We start from the raw sequence: 19,777 nt of genomic DNA, 5'->3' as shown, positions 1-19,777 counted from the left end.
TCCCCCCCCCCCCCCCCCCCCCCCCCCCCCACGACCGGTGGATCAGTGCATCGTCGGGATGGTGAAGCTGGCGCCTTCCTTGAGGCCGGAGGGCCAGCGCGAGGTGACCGTCTTGGTCTTGGTGTAGAAGCGGACCGAGTCCGGGCCGTGCTGGTTGAGGTCACCGAAACCGGACCGCTTCCAGCCGCCGAAGGTGTGGTAGGCGATCGGCACCGGGATCGGCACGTTGACGCCGACCATGCCGGTGTTGACCCGCGAGACGAACTCCCGCGCCGCGTCACCGTCGCGGGTGAAGATGGCGACGCCGTTGCCGTACTCGTGCTCGCTGGGCAGCCGCACCGCCTCGTCATAGTCCGCGGCGCGCACCACCGAGAGCACCGGGCCGAAGATCTCCTCGCGGTAGATCCGCATCTCGGGCGTGACGTGGTCGAACAGCGAAGCTCCGAGGAAGAAGCCGTCCTCGTGGCCGGGCAGCGTGAAGTCACGCCCGTCGACCAGCAGCTGCGCACCCTCCTCGACGCCCACGCCGATCAGGTCGCGGACCCGCTGCCAGGCGTCCTTGGTGACCAGCGGGCCGAAGTCGGCGGTCTCGTCGAAGCTGGTGCCGATTTTGAGCTCGCGCACCCGCTCGACGAGCTTGCCGACCAGCGCCTCCGCGGTGGCCTCGCCGACCGGGACCGCGACCGAGATCGCCATGCAGCGCTCGCCCGCCGAGCCGTAGCCGGCGCCGATCAGCGCGTCGGCGGCCTGGTCCAGGTCGGCGTCGGGCATGACGATCAGGTGGTTCTTGGCGCCGCCGAAGCACTGGGCGCGTTTGCCCTGCGCGGCCGCGGTCGCGTAGATGTACTCCGCGATCGCCGAGGAGCCGACGAACCCGACAGCCTGCACGCGCGGCTCGGTCAGGATCGCGTCCACCGCGGTCTTGTCGCCGTTGACCACGTTGAAGATCCCCGGCGGCAGCCCGGCCTCGATGAACAGCTCGGCCAGCCGCAGCGGCACGGACGGGTCACGTTCGGAGGGCTTGAGCACGAAGGCGTTGCCGCAGGCGATGGCCGGTGCCGCCTTCCACAGCGGGATCATCGCGGGGAAGTTGAACGGGGTGATCCCGGCGACCACGCCCAGCGGCTGGCGCATCGAGTACACGTCGATGCCGGTGCCGACGTTCTCGCTGTACTCGCCCTTGAGCAGGTGCGGGATGCCGACGGCGAACTCGACGACCTCCAGGCCGCGCTGGATGTCGCCCCTGGCGTCGGCGACGGTCTTGCCGTGCTCGGAAGCCAGCAGCCGGGCCAGCGAGTCCATCTCGTCGTTGACCAGCTGGAGGAAGCGCATCAGCACCCGGGCGCGCTTCTGCGGGTTCTGCGCGGCCCACGCCGGTTGTGCCTCGGCGGCGCTGTCGACGGCCGCCACGACCTCCTCCGCGGACGCCAGCGGCACCTTGGCCTGCACCCGCCCGGTGTTGGGGTCGAACACGTCGCCGAAGGAGCCCGACGTGCCCCCCACCCGCTTCCCGCCGATGAAGTGCTCCAGCTCGTTGGTCATCACGCACCGCACCTTCCGCCGAACCGGTCGGAATTTACTCGGATCTCAAACCATTTGTACTCCTATCTTTCCCAGAATGCGGAGCACCGCAACAGGGTGCGCTGCCTCACAGCATCGATTCGGACCTGACCGACTGTTGACAGTCAACAACACTCGGAGGGCGTTGGTAACGGGAAGGAAAACTCCATGGCTGCACCTGCGAGGAACGGTGTCCACCGTCGCCGCGGCAGCGCACCGCATGCGCCACCACATCCCGAACATGGGCGAGGTCCAGGGACAGGGCTACGTCGGCCAGGCGCTCGGCGTGGCGGACCTGCTGGCCGCCGTCTACCGGGACCGGTTGCGCTACCGCACCGACGACCCGCACTGGCCCGACCGGGACCGGTTCCTGCTGTCCACCGGCCACTACGCGATCGCCCGGTACGCGGCGCTGGCCGAGGCCGGCACCATCGACATCGCGGAGCTGGAGACCTACGGCTCCGACAACAGCCGGCTGCCGATGTCCGGGATAGCCTCCTACACACCCGGCATGGAGATCTCCGGCGGCTCGCTGGGCCACGGCCTGACCGTGGCGGTCGGCATGGCCCTGGGCCTGCGCCGCCAGGGCAGCTCGGCCACCACCGGCTGGGCAACCTCGTCGCGCTGGTGGACCTCAACGGCCTGCAGGCCGACGGCCCCACCGAGGCGGTGCTGTCCGCGGAACCGGTGGCCGACAAGTGGTCCGCCTTCGGCTGGGATGCGATCCGCCGCCGAACGGTCCGATGTGGTCGGTCTGACCGCGGACCTGGGCAGGTACACGGACATGCACGTTTACGCCCAGGCGCACCCGGACCGGTACTTCCAGCTGGGCATGGCCGAGCAGCTGCTGCTGGGCACCGCGGCGGGCATGGAGGAGGTGGGGCTGGTGCCGTTCGCCAGCACCTACTCGGTGTTCGCCACCCGGCGCGCGTACGACTTCCTGTGCCCGGACATCGCCGAACCGGGGCTCAACGTCAACGTGGTGGGCGGACTCCCGGGCCTGACCACCGGTTACGGGCCGAGCCACCAGGCCACCGAGGACATCGCGATCCTGCGCGGCGTGCCGGGTCTGACCATTGTGGACCCGTGCGACTCGGTGGGGGCGCGCCCCGCTCCCTACTGCCGATCGCCCTGCCGGACGAGTTCCTGGCCGCCGGCGCCCTGCCGACCCTGCACGACCGCTACGGCCTGTCGACGGACCGGGTGGTCAAGCGCGTCCTGGACGCGTTGGGCTGACCCCTGGGGCCCCGGCCCGCCAGCTCGACCTGTGGTCGGATGTATCGGCGGAGTGATCGGGTTACGTTCGGGGCGGGCTGAACCGGGGCAGCCGCCGGAGGCGCCCCCAGCAGCTGCCGCTCCACGACGCCGGTCTCAGCCGGCTTGCTGGAAGTGCTTGTGCAGCAGTGTTTCCAGCTCGCCGCCGAGCGGGTGCTCGTCGCCCGCCGAGACCCAGGTGTAGGCGTCGTGCTCGGTCAGCCGCACCTGGTCGGCCGCCGTGACGGTGACCGACCAGGTGTGCTGGCGGTTGTACCGGCCGCGCTGCGAAACGTAGTCGAAAGCGCCGAGGTAACCGGTGACCGCCACGATGTCCAGGCCCGTTTCCTCGGCCACCTCGCGGCGCAGCGCGGTGTCGAGGTCCTCGCCCGGATCCACCTTGCCACCGGGGAATTCCCATTCGCCGCCGCGGGAATCGCCCGCGGACCGGCGCACCAGCAGCACCCGGCCGCCGACGTCGATGACAGCGGCGACGATCTGCTGCTCGACCCCGTCGGCAGCGTCCTGTCTGGCCAGGTCGGCCACCTCGGACAAGTGCATCGCGGACCGTCCTCCCGGGCTTTCGCACACGGTACCGCAGGCCGGGTGGCCCGGGTGCGGTCAGCAGCTCTCGTAGTCGGTGAGGACGGCGACCTTGCGGGCCGACGGGGACTCCGGGTCGAAGCGGTAGCCCAGCCACTCGCGGGCCAGCCGCCGCGCCAGCTCCAGGCCGATGACGCGCTGACCGAAGGTCAGCACCTGGGCGTTGTTGCTCGAACAGCTCCTCGTGCTTGGTGGCGCCGAGCCCGTTGAGGATCACGCCGACCCGCTGCCCCGCGTCCGCCGGGGCGCCCGCGAGCACGCCCGCCACCAGCGCGTCGGCCACCTCGGCTACGCTCGGGAGGTCCACTTCGGACACCCGGGTTCGCCATGGATGCCCAGCCCCAGTCCCATCCTCCCCGCGGCGCTGCAGGGTCCCCGTCGCGGAGAGCAAGGAGCCCAGCAGCACGCCGAAGCCGATGATCAACCCGACCTCGGCCATCAGGTTGCCGAATCCCTCGGCGACCGCCGCGGTGGTCTGCTCGACGCCCAGGCCGGTGGCCAACCTCACCCCCGGCCGCGGCCGGGCCGACTTCGTCGATCCCGCCGGCCACGAGGTGGCTGACGTCGAGGACGAATCCGGCCGACTCGGCGGGCACCCGGTCCAGCACCGCCCGGGTGCGGTCCCGGGTGCGGCAGAACCGGTAGTGGTGCAGACCCTCCACCAGCAGGCGGACGCCGCGCTCTGCGGCGAGGTCGCCGAGCGGCGTGGGGATGTGGTCGCAGACGCCCGGCAGACCGCCGAGGTCGATCCCGGGCAGTCCGAGGCCCTCGACCGCCCGCAACGCCTCGGCGAGCGAGCGGTGGCGGAACGAGATGGTCGAGCATCCCAGTTCGGACGGCTGACTGTTCAACGCGACACCCCTTCGTGCTGGAAGTGCCGCGCAGCTAACGCCGCCGATGAGTCGACTGTCAACAATCAACTGTTGATCTCAACGGGGATGGATTAAAGTGAAGACCTTCTGACGACCAGAAAGGCGATGACCGGTGTCCCTGGACGTTCCCGCGCTGACCGGCGTCGACAGGCAGACCCTGCGCGAGCAGAGCCTGCAGAAGCTCCGCGAAGCGATCAGCAGCGGTCAGCTCGCGCCGGGCACCCGGCTGATCGAGACCGAACTCAGCGAGGCGCTGTCGGTCTCCCGCGGCACGCTGCGGGAGGCGCTGCGCCACCTGGTGCAGGAGGGCCTGGTCGTCGCCGACGAGCGCGGCCGGCTGCTGGTCCGGGCCCTCAGCCCTGCGGAGGTCGGCGACATCTTCGCGGTGCGCGGCGCGCTCGAGTCGCTGGCCGTGGAGACGCTGTGCGCGATCCCGGACCGGACCGAGATCGTCCGGCAGCTGCGCGAGTCGATCGACCGGCTGCGCGACGCCGACCAGTCGATGGGCGAGCGGGTCGAGGCCGACCTGGCGTTCCACCGGCGGCTGTGCGAGCTGACCGGCAACCAGACCCTGGTGCAGTCCTGGGAACACCTGTCCGGGCTGACCCGGGCGACGATCGTCCGATCCGGACCGGAGCAGGCGCTACGCAACATGGACTGGCAGCGGCACCTGCCGATCGTCGACGCCATCGAGGCCGGTGACGCCGGTCGCGCCCGGGTGGTCATGGCCAGCCACATGCGCGAGACGGCCGACCGCATCGTCGCCCTGCTAGAGGACTGAGCAGGGTCCACAAAGCACGGTGCCGCGCCCGGCCGGTTCGCGGCGCGCTGGCCCGCTGCCGCGGGCTTACCCTGCAACCCATGCCGCACGATTCGTTCGACATCTGGGCGATGGCCGACCTGGCCACCCCCTTCGCCGTTCGGACCGCGGCCACCCTGCGGGTCCCGGATGTGGTCAAGGACGGCCCGGTCCCGCTCGCCGAGATCGCGCACCGCTGCCGGGCGGAACCCGACCCGCTGGGCCGGGTGCTGCGGTTTTTGGTGCACCACGGCATGTTCACCGAACCGGAGACCGACGTCTTCGGGCCCAACGACCTCTCGGACGCGCTGCGCAGCGACGCGGCCGACAGCCCGCGGGCCTGGCTGGACCTCGACGGCGCCGTGGGCCGCGCCGACCTGGCGTTCGTCGAACTCATCGAGCAGGTGCGCGGCCACCACCCGGCGTACCCGGCCGCGTTCGGGCGGTCGTTCTGGGAGGACCTCGCGCACAACTCCCAGCTGTCGGACTCCTTCGACGAGCTGATGGAGAACAAGACGCAGGACATCGCACCGCTGGTCGTGGCCGCGCACGACTGGAGCGTCCACTCCCGGGTCGCCGACGTCGGCGGCGGCAAGGGCGTGTTGCTCGCCGAGATCCTGAAGTCAGCGCCGCACCTGCACGGCATCCTCGTCGACCTCGTCGGCCCGTCCCGCAACGCCGCCGCCTACCTCGACGAGCAGGGCGTGGCCGAGCGCGCCGAGGTGGTGACCGCGAACTTCTTCGAACCGCTGCCGTTCGAGGCCGACTGCGTGGTGCTCTGCGACGTGCTCGGCGACTGGGACGACGAGGACGCCGCACGAATCCTCCAGCACTGCGCGCGGGCCGCCGGCCCCGACGGCCAGGTGCTGATCGTCGAGCTGCTGCCCGACAACGACCGGATGGCGCAGTTCACCGAGCTGGACCTGCGGATGATGATCTACGCCGGGGGCCGGATGCGCGACCTCGACCGCATCCAGCAGGTGGCGGCGGCCGCCGGCCTGGCGGTCGAGGACTTCACCCCGCTGGACAACGGCTACGCCGTCATCGAGTGCCGACCGCAACGGTAGCGCGCACCTTCCGGGCCACGTCCTCCCGCCACGGTTCCGGCAGGTCGGCCACACCGCGCGCGACGTGCTCGGCCAACTCCTGCCGGCCGCGCATCTGGAACGCGAACAGCTCGTCGACCCGCACGCCGTGCGAGGGCCGTGAGAGGACCTCGACGGTGTCACCCGCCGCGACCTCGCCCGGCTCCTCCACCGCCAGGTACACGCCGGTGCGCCCGTGCTCGGTGAACCGCTTGACCAGGCTCTTGACGCCCCAGAACCCGGCGAAGACTCGGCACGGCGTGCGCGGTCCGGTCACCCGCAGCACGGCGCCGCCGACCCGCCACCGCTCGCCGATCACCGCGGAGGTGCTGTCGCACCCGGCCAGGGTGAGGTTCTCGCCCGCGTTGCCTGGGACCAGCTCCTTGCGCAGCACCGCCGACCAGTAGCGCAGCTCTTCGACGTCGAACGCATAGGCGGCCTGGTACCAGGCGCCGTGGTGCTTGGTGTCGCACACCACGTCACCCCGCACCCCGGTCGGTTCGAAACGCACCGCGTGCTCGACCGGCCGCTTGTCGATGCCGGTCCGGCCGACGCGCCCCGTCCAGTCGCCGGTCCGCACCACCGCGACGTTCACCGCTTGGACGACTCCCATGCGCCCAACCTACAAACCCACCCACCCCGGCCCCACCGAATTTCGCGGCACGCGACGCTGGTCACCCCAGCCGGGCCGTGGCCCGCGCCAGGGACGCGCCTGCCTCGTCGATGAGGCGAGCACCAGTTCGGCCGCGGGCACTGCTCGCGCCTGGGCATAGGTCTGGCCCGCCCACAACGACATCCGCTCCGGGTCGCCGGCCTTGCCCGCCGCGCCGCGCATCGGCTTGGTCAGGTTGTTCAGTTGCGGGTAGGCCGCGGGTGCATCGGTGTTGTCTGCCAGAAACCGGTTCACCAGCCCGCGGGCCGGGCGCCCGCTGTACGCCCGGGTCAGCGCGGTTTCGCGCTGACCCGGCGGCGATTTCGGCGCGGTGCACCGGCTGCGTCCCGGCCTCGTCGCAGACCATGAAGGCCGTGCCCAGCTGCGCCGCCACCGCTCCGGCCGCCAGGACCGCGGCGACATCCGCGCCGTGCACCAACCCACCGGCCGCGATGACCGGCAGGTCGACCTCCGCCTGGACGAGGCGGATCGCCGCCAGCAGGCCGTACAACGGACCACCACCGGGCAGCTCCCGGTCGTCCTCGAAGATCGCCCGGTGCCCACCGGCCTCCATGCCCTGCACGCAGAGCAGATCGGCGCCCACCTCGGCAGCGAGTCGCGCCTCCGCGGGCGTGGTGACCGTGACCACCACCTCGGACCCCACCTCGTGCAGGAGCTCCACAATGGACCTGTCCGGCGGGCCGAAAGTGAACGACACCACCGGGATCCGCTGGGTGATCACCAGGTCCACCTTCGCGGGGTACTGGTCGTCGTCCCACTGCGGCGATCCCGCGTCCACCCCGTAGCGCGCGCTCGCCGACCGCACCCGCTCCTGGTAGTCCGCCAGGTCCACGTCGCGGTGCCGACCGGGCACGAACAGATTCACCCCGAACGGCTCCGAGGTCAGCGCCCGCAGCCGCTCGACCTGCCCGGCCAACGCCTCCGCGGACAGGTATCCGGCCGCCAGGAAGCCGAATGCGCCCGCACCGCTGACCGCAGCGGCCAGCTCCGGCGTGGACACGCCACCGGCCATCGGCGCGGCGATCAGCGGGATCTCTCGCTCTGCGATCATATTCCGACGGTAGTCGCACGGCCGCCCGCAGCACATCGGGACATCGTCCGCATCACAACCCGTGATCCGTCACGATTTACACAGGACCCTCAACTGTTGCTTCCCCTTTCCCCTGCGGCATAACGGATGATGAGGAGTTGATCGGAAAGGCCAACCCATGAACAGCACCAAGCACGACGACCTCGTCCTCCGCACCGCCTCCGCGGAGGACACCAAGACGATCGCCGACCTGCTCGGCGCGGCGTACCAGCACGAGCCGCGGATGTCCGCCCTGCTGCCCGACCCGGCGCATCGGGCGAACAAGCTCCCCGCGTTGTTCTCTCTCCTGCTCTCGCAGGACCACGTCGACCACGGCACCGAGATCGCCGTGCGGGCGCAGCGCCCCGAGGCGGTGGCCGTCTGGGACCGCCCCGGCAACCAGGTGCCGCTGCTGGGCCGCCGCCTGGCCCACCTGCCGAACCTGCTGTCGGTGTTCCGCTGGCGGCTCCCCGAGGCAGCGCGGGCGATCCAGACGTTCAACGCCAGCGACAGCCACCGGCCGGACGAGCCGCACTGGCACCTGTTCGCACTCGGCACCGCCCCGCACGCCCGGGGCCGCGGGGACGCCCGCGCCCTGCTGACCTCCGGGCTGGCCCGCGCTGACGCCCACGACACACCGGTCTACCTGGAGGCGACCGCGCACGCGAGCGTGGCGCACTTCCAGCGGTTCGGGTTCCGCGTCATCCACGAGTTCCCGATCGCCGGCGGGCTGACCGCGTACGGCATGTGGCGGCCGGTCGGCGGCTGATCCCGGCTCAGCGGCGCAGCCCGGCGACCACGTCGGCCGGGGAGAACTCCACCGGGTTCGTACCGGCGGCCGCCATCGGGCATGCCCTCCAGGTCCTGGACGGTGAACCATCGGCCGCCGAGACCGATCGACATGACGCACTCCTCCCGCTCGCGGCCCGGCTTCCCCGGGCCCTCGCGGATAAAGAGCAGCGGACCCCCCGAACAGATACAGCCACCGCAGTCGATCACCGGATCGGGGCACAAAAATGCGGGCGGGAACCCGACGCCTGGGTTCCCGCCCGCTCGCACCATCGCGATATTTCCGACACCCCGCCACAGGGCCGCTGGTGCGTCCGGGGTGGCCGGCGCTCGGCCGACCACGGTCTGGATGATCAGTGGAACTGGGCCGCCTCGGTGGAGCCGGCCAGCGCGGTGGTCGAGGAGTCCGGGTTCACCGCGGTGCTGATCAGGTCGAAGTAGCCGGTGCCCGCCTCGCGCTGGTGGCGGGTCGCGGTGTAGCCGTTGGCCTCCGCGGCGAACTCGCGCTCCTGCAGGTCGACGTAGGAGGTCATACCGTCCGCGGCGTAGCCCTTGGCCAGGTCGAACATGCTGTAGTTCAACGCGTGGAAGCCGGCCAGCGTGATGAACTGGAACTTGTAGCCCATGTGGCCCAGCTCGCGCTGGAACTTGGCGATCGTGCTGTCGTCGAGGTTCTTCTTCCAGTTGAACGACGGCGAGCAGTTGTAGGCCAGCATCTGGTCCGGGAACTTGGCCTTGACCGCCTCGGCGAACCGGCGCGCCACCTCCAGGTCCGGGGTGGAGGTCTCCATCCAGATCAGGTCGGCGTGCGGCGCGTAGGCCAGCGCACGGGTGATGCACGGCTCGATGCCGTTGCGCACCTTGTAGAAGCCCTCCGGGGTGCGCTCACCGGTGACATACTGCCGGTCGCGCTCGTCGATGTCACTGGTGAGCAGGGTCGCGGCCTGCGCGTCGGTGCGGGCGATGACCAGGGTCGGCACCCCGGCGACGTCCGCCGCCAGCCGCGCGGCGTTGAGCGTCTTGACGTGCTGGCCGGTGGGGATGAGCACCTTGCCGCCCAGGTGGCCGCACTTCTTCTCGGAGGCCAGCTGGTCCTCCCAGTGCACGCCCGCGGCACCGGCGGTGATCATGGCCTTCATGAGCTCGTAGGCGTTGAGCACACCGCCGAAACCGGCCTCGGCGTCGGCGACGATCGGGGCCATCCAGTGGATGGACTCGTCCTCCGTGCCCTTGGCCTCCGGGTCCAGCGCCTCGGACCAGTTGATCTGGTCGGCCCGCTTCAGGGCGTTGTTGATCCGCCGCACGACCGCCGGGACCGAGTTGGCCGGGTACAGGCTCTGGTCCGGGTAGGTCTCACCGGCCAGGTTGGCGTCCGCCGCGACCTGCCAGCCGGACAGGTAGATCGCCTTCAGCCCGGCGCGGACCTGCTGGACCGCCTGGTTGCCGGTCAGCGCGCCGAGCGCGTTGACGTAGTCGGTCTCGTGCAGCAGCTTCCACAGCCGCTCGGCGCCCTGGCGGGCGAGGGTGTGCTCTTCACGCACGGAACCGCGGAGGCGGATGACGGTCTCGGCCGAGTGCGTACGCTCGATGCCCTTCCAGCGCGGGTTGGTGTCCCAGTCGCGCTGGAGTTCCTCAGCGGCCTGCTTCGCCTGCTCGCGGATGCTCATCTTGTTCCCCTTCCGGGATTGGTCGGCGGCCTGTTGGAACCCAGTCTTGGCCACGCCACGGCGAAACACGAGAAGAATTCCTTGGTAATTTTCGGGATTTTTCTGCTAGCATCAACGCTATGACGGAGTTTGTCGCCGAAGAAGACCGTAATTTTTCCACGGAACACGACCTTCTGGTCTTCGGTCAGCGGCTGCGGCACTTGCGGCGGGCGGCCGGGCTGACCCTCGTGGAGCTGGGCGAACGCGTGGGGCGTGCGCCGTCGCAGCTGTCGCTGCTGGAGAACGGGCACCGCGAGCCGAAGCTGTCGCTGCTGCGCGCGCTGGCCGACGCGCTGGGCACCTCCGTCGACGAGCTGCTGTCCAAGAAGCCGCCGAACCGGCGGGCCGAGCTGGAGATCGCGGTGGAGAAGGCCCAGCTGGACCCGCTCTACCAGCGGCTGGGCGTACCACCCCTCAAGGTGGGCAAGCGGGTGCCCACCGAGGCACTCGAACACGTGCTCGCCCTGTACGAGGAGCTCAAGCGCCGCGAGACCAAGCAGGTCGCCACACCGGAGGAGGCCCGCAAGGCCAACGCCGAGCTGCGCCGGATGATGCGCGAGCACGGCAACTACTTCCCGGAGATCGAGAAGGCCGCGGCGCAGATCCTGGACCAGGTCGGCTACCACGGGGGCCCGCTGTCGGAGGGGATGATCCAGTCCATCGCCACGCACCTGGGCTACAGCCTACGGTTCGTCACCGACCTGCCACGCTCGGTGCGCTCGGTGACCGACATGAAGAACCGGCGGATCTTCCTGCGCCGCGAGTCGCTGGGCATGCACAGCCCGCGGACGATCCTGCTGCAGACCCTCGGGCACCTCACCCTCGGCCACCGCCAGCCCCGCGACTTCGCCGACTTCCTCCGTCAGCGGGTCGAGGCCAACTACTTCGCCGCCGCCGTTCTGGTGCCGGAGTCGGCCGCGGTGCCGTTCCTGCAGGAAGCCAAGGCCGAGCGGGACATCGCGGTGGAGGACCTGCGCGACGTGTTCTCGGTGTCCTACGAGATGGCCGCGCACCGGTTCACCAACCTCGCCACCCAGTACCTGGACCTGGTCTGCCACTTCGTGCGCAACGACGAGACCGGGATCATCTACAAGGCGTACGAGAACGACGGGCTGGTCTTCCCCAGCGACCCGACGGGCGCCATCGAGGGTCAGCGGATGTGCCGCTACTGGGCGGGGCGGCAGGTGTTCGCGTCACCGGACCGCTACTCGACCTACTACCAGTACACCGACAAGCCGGGGGCGACGCACTGGTGCGTGGCGCACGTCGACCCCAGCCGCGGACGGGACTTCGCGATCACCCTGGGCGTGCCCTACACCGAGTCCCGGTGGTTCCGGGGCCGGGACACGAACAACCACTCCAAGTCGCGCTGCCCGAACGGCGAGTGCTGCCAGCGGCCACCGGCGGACCTCGCCAGCCGCTGGGAAGGCATGGTCTGGCCGTCGGCGCGGGCGCACTCGCACGTGCTCGCCGCGCTGCCCTCGGACACCTTCCCCGGCGTCGACGAGGCGGACGTGTACGCGTTCGTCGAGGCGCACCAGGACTGATCAGCCGCGGCGGGGCTCGGCGATGGCCTCGGCCATCCGCACGAACTCCGCCGCGGCCGGGGACAGCGGCCCGGGACGCCAGAACAGCACCCCTCGCCGCACCACTCGCGGGCGCAGCGGGAGCACGACCGCTCCGCGGTCGGCGGCGTCCTGGGCCATCGAACGCGGCAGCAGCGTCGCGCCGGCCCCGGCGAGGACCAGCGGCACGATCATCGCCTGGTGCGCGGTCTCCACCGCCACCGACGGGGTGGCCCCGCCGGAACCCACGGTGTCCTCGATGACCGCGCGGGTCGCCGTGCCGGGCGGTGTCGCCACCCAGTCCAGAGTGGACAGCTCCGCCACCCCGAGCCGCCGGCGGCCGGGTGCCGAACCCGGTGGCAGCACGGCAAAGATCTCGCGGCTGCGCAGCAGCATGCTCTCCAGATCCTCGACCGGCAGCGTCGCGTCGACCACACCCAGTTCGCGCTCGCCCGACCGCACCGTAGCGGTGACATCAGCCCCCGGCTCGGGGTCCGACACCGTCACCGTGACCTGGGGATGCGCGCGCAGGAACGCGCCGACGAGCTCGGCGAGCGGGTCGACGGCCAGCGTCGTCTGCGCGACGACGTCGAGCCGCCCGGCGGACAACCCGAGCACCTGCCGGACGGACGCCGAAGCGGTGCTCAGATCCCGCATCACCTGCCGCGCCGGCTCCAGCAACGCTTCCCCGGCCGCGGTCAGCGCGACACCGTGCCGCAGCCGGTGGAACAGCTTGCCGCCCAGCTCGTGCTCCAGGTTGCGGATGGCGTGCGACAGGGAGGGCTGGGCCACGTGCAGGGCCTGGGCGGCAGCGGTGAAGCTGCCGTGCTCCGCGATGGCCAAGAAGTATTCCAGCTCCCGCCGTTCCACGTCCCACCGATCCCGCGCCAGGTCCGGCCCACACTGGGCCACCTGACCATCGTGGCACCTGCGCGCCCTTGGGCTGCTCGATGTCCACGAGCTGGACACCGCAGAGTGGCAGCGTCCCGATGGCCGGCGGTCCCGTCACCCGCCGAATGACCGCCGCGTCAGCGCAGCCCGCGGCGAGCACTCACTCGTGGGCGGTGCGGAAGGCGTGTTCGGCGGCCAGGTCGGTGTGCAGATCGTCGCCGAGATCCACCCGGAGCCAGTGCAGGCGGCCAGTGAAGCGGTTGTCCAGCACCGGGTAGTCGTCGGTGACCGGGGTGGCCCGGTCCACGCCGATGTCGAAGGTCTCGTCGAAGGCGAAGTAGTACGGGATCGTCGCGTCGATCCGGCCCGTGGCCACCTCCTGGCCGTCGACCAGCAGTGTCGCGTCCCCGCCCCGGCCGACGCCGCCGCCGTCGTAGCGGAACTCCAGCCGGATCTCGTGCTCACCGGGCGGCACGGGGTGCGGTGCGCGGACCCGGTGCACCACCAACCCGAAGTAGTTGTAGGCGTAGCTGGGCCGGCCTTCGTGGAAGTAGAACGACCAGCCGCCGAACCGGCCGCCCTGCGCGACCAGCACGCCTTCCGCACCGCCCGGCGGCACCACGACCTCGGCGGTGAGCGAGTGCGAGCGGTTCTTGACGTTCGGCGCGGTTTCCTCGGTCAGCCGTTTGGCACCGGCGTGGAAGGTGACCGAACGGCGCTGCCCCATCAGGTCCAGCCGCCCGGCTTCCAGCGGGTTCTCCCGCTCGGTCATCCGGTCGTCCAGCGGCAGCACGTTGTGCTTGGCCGCCTCGATGAGGAACAGCTGCTGGAGTTCACGCAGCTTCTCCGGGTGCTCCGCGGCGAGGTCGTGGGCCTGCGTCCAGTCCTCGTTGGTGTTGTAGAGCTCCCACCGGTCCTCGTCGAAGGAGCGGCGGATTCCGTCCTGCACCATCACCCACGGGGTGCCGTGCCGGGTGACCGCCATCCAGCCGTCGTGGTAGATGCCGCGGTTGCCGACCATCTCGAAGTACTGCACCGTGTGCCGGTCGGGCGCCTCGGCGTCGTTGAAGCTGTAGAGCATGCTGGTGCCCTCGATGGGCTGTTGCGCGACGCCGTTGACCTCCACCGGGTGTGGGATGCCCGCGGCCTCCAGGATCGTGGGCACCACGTCGATGACGTGGTGGAACTGGTGCCGGATACCGCCGCGCTCGGCGATCCCGGCGGGCCAGTGCACGATCATCCCGTCGCGGATGCCGCCGAAGTGCGAGGCGACCTGCTTGGTCCACTGGTAGGGCGTGTTCATCGCCAGCGCCCAGCCCACCGGATAGTGCGCGTGCGTGGTGGCGTCGCCGAGGACCGCGTCCTGGGAGTTGATGAAATCGGCGCTGTCGGGGATTCCGCTGGCGAAGCGGTGCTCGTTGAGCGTGCCGCCGATGCCGCCTTCGGCGGAGGCGCCGTTGTCCCCGAGGATGTAGAAGAACAGGGTGTTGTCGAGTTCCCCGAGCTCCTCCAAGGCGTCCACGAACCGTCCTACTTGGACGTCGGTGTGCTCGGCGAACCCGGCGTAGAGCTCCATCAGTGAGGCCGCCGCGCGGCGCTCCGCGGCGGACAGCTCGTCCCAGTGCGGCACGCCTTCGGCCCACGGTGCCAGCTCCGCGTCTGGTGGCACCACGCCGATCTCCTTCTGCCGCCGCAGGGTTATCTCGCGTTGCGCATCCCAGCCGTGGTCGAACTTCCCGCGGTAGCGCTCCCGGTACTCCGGTGGCACGTGGTACGGCGCGTGCGTGGCCCCGAACGGCAGGTAGACGAAGAACGGGTGGTCCGGTTTGAGGCTCCGCTGGTCGCGGACCCAGTCGATGGCGTGGTCGACGAGGTCCTCGGACAGGTGGTAGCCGTCCTCCGGGCGGCGTGTCGGTTCTACGGGTTTCGTGCCGTCGAACAGCAGCGGGTACCAGTGGTTCATCTCGGCGCACAGGAACCCGTAGAACGCGTCGAACCCCTCCCCGGTCGGCCAGCGGTCGAACGGGCCGGCTGCGCTGACGTCGCGGGCCGGGGTCTGGTGCCACTTGCCGAACGCGGCGGTGCTGTAGCCGTTGCCCTGCAGGATCTGGCCGATCGTCGCGGCGCTCAGCGGTCGCACCCCGCAGTAGCCGGGCGCGGCGCTGGCCATCTCGGTCGTGACGCCCATGCCGACCGAGTGGTGGTTGCGGCCGGTGAGCAGCGCCTGCCGGGTCGGTGAGCAGATCGCGGTGACGTGGAAGCGGCTGTAGCGCAGCCCGCCGTCGGCCAGCCGGTCGGCGGTCGGCATCCGGCAGGGACCACCGAAGGCGCTCGGTGCACCGAAGCCCATGTCGTCGATGAGCACCACGACGACGTTCGGCGCTCCCTCCGGTGCGCGCAGCGGCTGCCGTGGTGGAAAGGGCGGACGCTGGTCGCGCACGTCGATCGCGGTCGCGGGCGGCAGTTGCGGGTCCGGGATCGGCAACCGTTCGCGGGACACGTCCATCCTCGACCTCCGCTGCGGAATCGGCGTGAACGCAGCGGATGTTAAGGCGGGCGGGCCGGGCGAGGAGCCCGGCCGGGCACGGTGACAAGCGGTCTGCGCCACAACCGGGGGTATGAAGCCCTGATCGTCGCGGCCGCAGACCGGTTCTCGATGCAGCCGATAGAAGACGTCTATTCCTGGCGCGAGCGTCCCGCAGCGGCCCCCACTGCCAGGCGCTACTTCTTGCCCTTGGCCTTGTCGTCCTTGGACTCGTCGGTGGACAGCGCGGCGACGAACGCCTCCTGCGGAACCTCGACCCGGCCGATGGTCTTCATCCGCTTCTTGCCTTCCTTCTGCTTCTCCAGCAGCTTGCGCTTCCGGCTGATGTCGCCGCCGTAGCACTTGGCCAGCACGTCCTTGCGCAGCGCGCGGATCGTCTCGCGGGCGATGATCCGCGACCCGATCGCCGCCTGGATCGGCACCTCGAACTGCTGCCGCGGGATCAGCTCCCGCAGCTTCGTGGCCATCTTCGTGCCGTAGGCGTAGGCCGCGTCGCGGTGCACGATCGCGCTGAACGCGTCCACCGGCTCGCCCTGCAGCAGGATGTCCACCTTCACCAAGTTCGACGCCTGCATGCCCGACTCCTCGTAGTCCATCGAGGCGTAGCCGCGGGTGCGGGACTTGAGCTGGTCGAAGAAGTCGAACACGATCTCCGCCAGCGGCAGCGTGTAGCGCAGCTCGACGCGGCTCTCCGACAGGTAGTCCATGCCGCCCAGCTGGCCGCGCCGGCTCTGGCACAGCTCCATGATCGTGCCCACGAACTCCGACGGGGCGATGATGGTGCACTTCGCGACCGGCTCGAAGACGTCCTTGATCTTGCCGTCCGGCCAGTCCGACGGGTTGGTGACGACCAGTTCGGCGCCGTCGTCCATGTGCACCTGGTACACCACGTTCGGGGCGGTGGAGATCAGGTTCAGGTCGAACTCACGCTCCAGACGGTCCCGGGTGATCTCCAGGTGCAGCAGCCCCAGGAACCCGCAGCGGAAGCCGAAGCCCAGCGCCCCGGACGTCTCCGGCTCGTAGGTCAGCGCCGCGTCGTTGAGCTGCAGCTTGTCCAACGCCTCGCGCAGCAGCGGGTAGTCGGTGCCGTCCACCGGGTACAGGCCCGAGTACACCATCGGCTTGGGTTCGCGGTAGCCGCTCAACGGCTGCTCGGCGCCCTTGCGCTCCGCAGTGATCGTGTCGCCGACCTTGGACTGCCGGACGTCCTTCACACCGGTGATCAGGTAGCCGACCTCGCCGACGCCGAGCCCCGCGGAGGGCTTGGGCTCCGGCGAGATGATGCCGACCTCCAGCAGCTCGTGGGTGGCACCGGTGGACATCATCCGGATCCGCTGCCGCGGGGTGATGCGGCCGTCGACCACGCGGATGTAGGTGACCACGCCGCGGTAGGTGTCGTAGACGGAGTCGAAGATCAGCGCCCGCGGTGGGGAGTCGGCCTCGCCCTCCGGAGCCGGAATCTGCCGGACCACCTCGTCGAGCACCGCCCCGACACCCTCGCCGGTCTTGGCCGACACGCGCAGCACGTCCTCCGGCTCGCAGCCGATGATGTGCGCCAGCTCGGCCGCGTACCTGTCCGGTTCGGCGGCGGGCAGGTCGATCTTGTTGAGCACCGGGATGATCTGGAGGTCGTGCTCCATCGCCAGGTAGAGGTTCGCCAGCGTCTGCGCCTCGATGCCCTGGGCTGCGTCGACCAGCAGGATCGCGCCCTCGCAGGCGGCCAGCGACCGGCTGACCTCGTAGGTGAAGTCGACGTGGCCCGGGGTGTCGATCATGTGCAGCACGTGGTCGACGCCGTCGACGGTCCACGGCAGGCGCACGTTCTGCGCCTTGATCGTGATGCCGCGCTCGCGCTCGATGTCCATCCGGTCGAGGTACTGGGCCCGGTACGCGCGTTCCTCCAGCACGCCGGTGAGCTGCAGCATGCGGTCGGCCAGCGTCGACTTGCCGTGGTCGATGTGCGCGATGATGCAGAAGTTCCGGATCCGCTCCGGGGGCGTGAACGTGGTGTCGGCGAAACTGCTCACTCAGTGTTCCTCGCGGATGTCGACTGGTGCGGGATTCACCCCATCGTCCCATGACACTCCCGGTACCCGGTGCCCAACTCCGGGTCATCCCCGATGCCGCCGACCCGCGGGCGGTGCTGAGCTGGGGCTATGAGTGGTTTCGCCGCATTCGCCCTGGATCGTGCCTTCGGGCACCCCCGCGGTCTGCTCGGCGCCGTGGGCGGTGCGCTGATGGCCCGCGGCAACGCCGAGGCCGAGCAGCAGGTGGTGCGGCTGGCCCGGCTGACGGGCACGGAACGGGTGCTCGTGGTCGGCCCCGGGCCGGGCGTGGGTCTGCGGGCCGCGGGCGAGCAGGCGGGCCGGGTCGTCGGGATCGAGCCCTCGGAGCGCATGCGGCAGGCGTCGGTGCGCCGGTGCGCGGACCTCATCAAGGCCGGGAAGGTCGTCGTGCGGGCGGGCAGCGCCGAGGCGACGGACCAGGACGACGCGGCCTTCGACGTGGTGCTCAGCGTGAACAACGTCCAGTTGTGGCCGGACCGACCGGCGGCGCTCACCGAGCTGCGCCGCGTCCTCCGCCCTGGTGGGCTGCTTCTGCTGTCGACGCACGAGCGCTGGCTGCCCGGCGGCCGGGCCGGCCTGCACACCGACGTCCAGCGCGCCGGTTTCGTCGACGTGCAGACGTGGGCGTGGAAACCCCGGCGGGGCACCACGCAGGCCCAGACCCGCGCCATCCGCCCCTAGGCGTTGGTGTTCGGGTCACCCTGCCGAGTTTCCACCATGATCGTGCGGCGGTGCCCGGTGCGGATCACGTTCACAGCTTGCGGAGATCGGCGCGCATCGGATGCTCGGCGGGCACCTCGACGAGCACGATGCGCATGCCGTCCGGGTCGGTGATCCAGCCCTCGTCCAGCCCCCACGGCTGCCGGGCGGGTTCGGCCAGCACGGTCACGCCGGCGGCGCGGAGCCGGTCGAACTCGGCGGCCAGGTCGCGGACCTGCAACCAGAGCACCTGGTCGGGGCTGGGGCCCGGCCCGCCCTGCCCGGACAGCTCCAGGAACCCCTGTCCGAGGAAGAACACCGTGCCCCCGGGGAACTCCCGCGCGATCGCCAAACCGAGCACGTCCCGGTAGAACCGCAGCGACCGCTGCCGATCCCGGGGCCGAACGATCAGGCGGCTGTTCAGCACCTCCATGCCCAGCGTTTCTACCCGCCCCCACCCAACCCCGTCACCTCGAAGGCCGGTGCGACGTCGACTTCGACCGGTTCGCAGTCCCCGCTCTTTCGCATCAAGCTCGTCCCGGTGCTCGTACTGCCAGTCTGCGAGTTCGGCATCGGTCATCCTGGAGAAGTCCGGACCGTTCCGGTCAGTCATCGCAACTCCCATGATCGCGCGAACCGTCCACCCCGAAAGCCCGGTTTGGGGTCACCCGGATCGCTGGTCAGGCTATGCCGAGGAGGACCACTCCGGCGAGGACCACCACCGCTCCCGCCATGCGGCGGCCCGGTTGTGGCTCGCCCAGGACCCGCCAGGCCAGCAGGCCCGCCAGGACGATGCTGAGTTCGCGGGCCGGGGCCACCAGGCTCACCGGGGCGAGCTGCATCGCGGACAGGACCAGGATGTAGGCCAGCGGGGACAGCAGGGCCACCACCAGGATCTCGCGGCGGTGCGCCGCCCAGGCCACGGTCAGCTGCTCGCGGCGGGTCACCGCGTACGGGGCGAGCAGGGCCGAGCGGGCGAGGTTGTTCGCCCAGTCGTACAGCAGCGGCGACAGGGCCAACCCCGTCACCGCGTGGGCGTCCCACACCGTGTAAAGCGCGATCAGCGCGCCGGTCAGCAGGCCGAAGCCCACCCCGGCCAGGCTCGCGCCCGACCTTGGCACCCCGCCGGACAGGCCGATCACGAACACGCCGACGACCACCAGCAGTCCGCCGAGCACCCCGAGCCAGCCTGGGCGTTCGCCCAGCACCGCGATCGCGACCAGCATCGCCAGCATCGGCCCGGTGCCCCGGGCCAGCGGGTACACCACCGACATGTCACCGACCGCGTACCCGCGTTGGAGCAGCAGGAAGTACCCGAGGTGCAGCACCGCGCTGACCAGCACCCCGAACAGCCAGTCCTCCCACGGTGGCACGCCCGACCACAGCAGAGCACCCAGCATGGCCGGCAGGTAGAGCACCGCCGACCAGGTGGCGGTCAACCACACGAAACCCGCTCCGGCCGAACCGGCGCGCTTGGCGAAGAAGTTCCAGCCCGCGTGCGCGAACGCGGCGGCGACGACGAGCAGGACGGCGGCCAGACCCATGGAACCCTCTCCGTGCCGCGCGGGCGCGCGGCAGCGCGGGCTCCTCCAGGCTTTTGT

The 19,777-nt window shown here is 70.7% G+C and carries 16 protein-coding genes and 4 pseudogenes; 8 read left to right on the top strand and 12 right to left on the bottom strand.

Annotation, left to right across the window (positions count from 1 at the left end):
- Nucleotides 1-42 precede the first annotated feature (42 nt).
- Nucleotides 43-1,542 carry a CoA-acylating methylmalonate-semialdehyde dehydrogenase gene (locus tag IEY17_RS08110; protein ID WP_188986694.1) on the bottom strand — a complete coding sequence of 500 codons (1,500 nt, stop codon included), beginning with the start codon at nucleotides 1,540-1,542 and terminating at the stop codon, nucleotides 43-45.
- Nucleotides 1,543-1,780: 238 nt separating this feature from the next.
- Here IEY17_RS08110 and IEY17_RS26045 point away from each other — a divergent pair.
- Together IEY17_RS26045 and IEY17_RS26040 are read left to right on the top strand one after the other, a co-directional pair.
- A pseudogene (locus tag IEY17_RS26045) lies at nucleotides 1,781-2,289 on the top strand (transketolase); the annotation flags it as partial.
- On the top strand, nucleotides 2,279-3,019 hold the full coding sequence (locus IEY17_RS26040) for a transketolase family protein (RefSeq protein WP_373289859.1): 741 nt from the start codon (nucleotides 2,279-2,281) through the stop codon (nucleotides 3,017-3,019). The pseudogene IEY17_RS26045 and the gene IEY17_RS26040, both read left to right, overlap by 11 nt.
- Here IEY17_RS26040 and IEY17_RS08095 read toward each other — a convergent pair.
- From IEY17_RS08095 to IEY17_RS25275, 3 genes and pseudogenes are all read right to left on the bottom strand, one after another.
- Nucleotides 2,932-3,375, bottom strand: a complete 444-nt coding sequence (locus IEY17_RS08095; protein WP_188986693.1) for an NUDIX domain-containing protein — start codon at nucleotides 3,373-3,375, stop codon at nucleotides 2,932-2,934. The two genes, IEY17_RS26040 and IEY17_RS08095, sit on opposite strands and share 88 nt — an antisense overlap.
- Nucleotides 3,376-3,435: 60 nt before the next feature.
- A pseudogene (locus IEY17_RS08090) lies at nucleotides 3,436-3,600 on the bottom strand (RpiB/LacA/LacB family sugar-phosphate isomerase); the annotation flags it as partial.
- A gap of 238 nt (nucleotides 3,601-3,838) precedes the next feature.
- Nucleotides 3,839-3,925 (bottom strand): annotated as a pseudogene (locus tag IEY17_RS25275) (hypothetical protein); the annotation flags it as partial.
- On the opposite strand from IEY17_RS25275, the gene IEY17_RS25270 reads away from it, so the two are divergent.
- The 3 genes from IEY17_RS25270 to IEY17_RS08075 all read left to right on the top strand — a co-directional run bounded on the left by IEY17_RS25270 (nucleotide 3,912) and on the right by IEY17_RS08075 (nucleotide 6,155).
- Nucleotides 3,912-4,364, top strand: a complete 453-nt coding sequence (locus IEY17_RS25270) for a hypothetical protein (RefSeq protein ID WP_229679938.1) — start codon at nucleotides 3,912-3,914, stop codon at nucleotides 4,362-4,364. The pseudogene IEY17_RS25275 and the gene IEY17_RS25270 sit on opposite strands and share 14 nt — an antisense overlap.
- 37 nt (nucleotides 4,365-4,401) lie before the next feature.
- Nucleotides 4,402-5,070 carry a GntR family transcriptional regulator gene (locus tag IEY17_RS08080; protein WP_188986692.1) on the top strand — a complete coding sequence of 223 codons (669 nt, stop codon included), beginning with the start codon at nucleotides 4,402-4,404 and terminating at the stop codon, nucleotides 5,068-5,070.
- A gap of 80 nt (nucleotides 5,071-5,150) precedes the next feature.
- Nucleotides 5,151-6,155 (top strand): methyltransferase, encoded by a 1,005-nt coding sequence (locus tag IEY17_RS08075; protein ID WP_229679937.1) that lies wholly within the window; start codon nucleotides 5,151-5,153, stop codon nucleotides 6,153-6,155.
- Here IEY17_RS08075 and IEY17_RS08070 read toward each other — a convergent pair.
- The gene (locus IEY17_RS08070) at nucleotides 6,130-6,786 is read right to left on the bottom strand and encodes an MOSC domain-containing protein (RefSeq protein ID WP_188986691.1); all 657 of its coding nucleotides are present in this window, start codon (nucleotides 6,784-6,786) and stop codon (nucleotides 6,130-6,132) included. The genes IEY17_RS08075 and IEY17_RS08070 overlap by 26 nt on opposite strands.
- Before the next feature lie 61 nt (nucleotides 6,787-6,847).
- Nucleotides 6,848-7,897, bottom strand: a pseudogene (locus IEY17_RS08065) (NAD(P)H-dependent flavin oxidoreductase).
- A gap of 157 nt (nucleotides 7,898-8,054) precedes the next feature.
- On the opposite strand from IEY17_RS08065, the gene IEY17_RS08060 reads away from it, so the two are divergent.
- Complete coding sequence (locus IEY17_RS08060) at nucleotides 8,055-8,684, top strand: GNAT family N-acetyltransferase (protein WP_188986690.1); 630 nt, start codon at nucleotides 8,055-8,057, stop codon at nucleotides 8,682-8,684.
- A 373-nt stretch (nucleotides 8,685-9,057) separates the two neighbouring features.
- On the opposite strand, the gene aceA is transcribed toward IEY17_RS08060, so the two are convergent.
- Nucleotides 9,058-10,371, bottom strand: coding sequence for an isocitrate lyase (aceA, locus tag IEY17_RS08055; RefSeq protein ID WP_188986689.1), 1,314 nt, complete (start codon nucleotides 10,369-10,371; stop codon nucleotides 9,058-9,060).
- A gap of 119 nt (nucleotides 10,372-10,490) precedes the next feature.
- Here aceA and IEY17_RS08050 point away from each other — a divergent pair, with 119 nt between their 5' ends.
- The gene (locus IEY17_RS08050; protein WP_188986688.1) at nucleotides 10,491-11,957 is read left to right on the top strand and encodes a helix-turn-helix transcriptional regulator; all 1,467 of its coding nucleotides are present in this window, start codon (nucleotides 10,491-10,493) and stop codon (nucleotides 11,955-11,957) included.
- Here IEY17_RS08050 and IEY17_RS08045 read toward each other — a convergent pair whose 3' ends face one another.
- From IEY17_RS08045 to lepA, 3 genes are all read right to left on the bottom strand, one after another.
- A complete protein-coding gene (locus tag IEY17_RS08045; RefSeq protein WP_229679936.1) occupies nucleotides 11,958-12,887 on the bottom strand; it encodes a LysR family transcriptional regulator in 930 nt (309 codons plus the stop codon). It abuts the gene before it with no gap.
- Nucleotides 12,888-13,026: 139 nt separating this feature from the next.
- A complete protein-coding gene (locus tag IEY17_RS08040) occupies nucleotides 13,027-15,372 on the bottom strand; it encodes an arylsulfatase (protein WP_188986687.1) in 2,346 nt (781 codons plus the stop codon).
- Nucleotides 15,373-15,587: 215 nt separating this feature from the next.
- The gene (lepA, locus tag IEY17_RS08035) at nucleotides 15,588-17,438 is read right to left on the bottom strand and encodes a translation elongation factor 4 (protein WP_188986686.1); all 1,851 of its coding nucleotides are present in this window, start codon (nucleotides 17,436-17,438) and stop codon (nucleotides 15,588-15,590) included.
- A gap of 129 nt (nucleotides 17,439-17,567) precedes the next feature.
- Between lepA and IEY17_RS08030 the strand changes: the two genes are divergently transcribed.
- Entirely contained in the window at nucleotides 17,568-18,158 is a 591-nt protein-coding gene (locus IEY17_RS08030; protein WP_188986685.1) for a class I SAM-dependent methyltransferase, read from the top strand.
- Nucleotides 18,159-18,228: 70 nt separating this feature from the next.
- Here the strand turns inward: IEY17_RS08030 and IEY17_RS08025 are convergent, their stop codons facing one another.
- Nucleotides 18,229-18,609 carry a VOC family protein gene (locus IEY17_RS08025; protein WP_188986684.1) on the bottom strand — a complete coding sequence of 127 codons (381 nt, stop codon included), beginning with the start codon at nucleotides 18,607-18,609 and terminating at the stop codon, nucleotides 18,229-18,231.
- A gap of 247 nt (nucleotides 18,610-18,856) precedes the next feature.
- The gene (locus IEY17_RS08020) at nucleotides 18,857-19,720 is read right to left on the bottom strand and encodes an EamA family transporter (protein ID WP_188986683.1); all 864 of its coding nucleotides are present in this window, start codon (nucleotides 19,718-19,720) and stop codon (nucleotides 18,857-18,859) included.
- Between the last annotated feature and the right edge of the window lie 57 nt (nucleotides 19,721-19,777).

The organism is Saccharopolyspora thermophila (assembly GCF_014646075.1).
Classification (GTDB): Bacteria; Actinomycetota; Actinomycetes; order Mycobacteriales; family Pseudonocardiaceae; genus Saccharopolyspora; species Saccharopolyspora thermophila.
The sequence above is the reverse complement of the archived record's forward strand: the minus strand, read 5'-3'. Positions and strand labels throughout refer to the sequence as shown.

Excerpts from the sequence above, each read along its gene's own strand:
- IEY17_RS08040 (WP_188986687.1), bottom strand. The coding sequence starts at position 15,372 with ATGGACGTGTCCCGCGAACGGTTGCCGATCCCGGACCCGCAACTGCCG.
- IEY17_RS26040 (WP_373289859.1), top strand. The coding sequence starts at position 2,279 with ATGCGATCCGCCGCCGAACGGTCCGATGTGGTCGGTCTGACCGCGGAC.
- IEY17_RS08050 (WP_188986688.1), top strand. The coding sequence starts at position 10,491 with ATGACGGAGTTTGTCGCCGAAGAAGACCGTAATTTTTCCACGGAACAC.
- IEY17_RS08070 (WP_188986691.1), bottom strand. The coding sequence starts at position 6,786 with ATGGGAGTCGTCCAAGCGGTGAACGTCGCGGTGGTGCGGACCGGCGAC.
- aceA (WP_188986689.1), bottom strand. The coding sequence starts at position 10,371 with ATGAGCATCCGCGAGCAGGCGAAGCAGGCCGCTGAGGAACTCCAGCGC.
- IEY17_RS08075 (WP_229679937.1), top strand. The coding sequence starts at position 5,151 with ATGCCGCACGATTCGTTCGACATCTGGGCGATGGCCGACCTGGCCACC.
- IEY17_RS08020 (WP_188986683.1), bottom strand. The coding sequence starts at position 19,720 with ATGGGTCTGGCCGCCGTCCTGCTCGTCGTCGCCGCCGCGTTCGCGCAC.
- IEY17_RS08030 (WP_188986685.1), top strand. The coding sequence starts at position 17,568 with ATGAGTGGTTTCGCCGCATTCGCCCTGGATCGTGCCTTCGGGCACCCC.
- IEY17_RS08025 (WP_188986684.1), bottom strand. The coding sequence starts at position 18,609 with ATGGAGGTGCTGAACAGCCGCCTGATCGTTCGGCCCCGGGATCGGCAG.
- IEY17_RS08060 (WP_188986690.1), top strand. The coding sequence starts at position 8,055 with ATGAACAGCACCAAGCACGACGACCTCGTCCTCCGCACCGCCTCCGCG.
- IEY17_RS08110 (WP_188986694.1), bottom strand. The coding sequence starts at position 1,542 with ATGACCAACGAGCTGGAGCACTTCATCGGCGGGAAGCGGGTGGGGGGC.
- IEY17_RS08095 (WP_188986693.1), bottom strand. The coding sequence starts at position 3,375 with ATGCACTTGTCCGAGGTGGCCGACCTGGCCAGACAGGACGCTGCCGAC.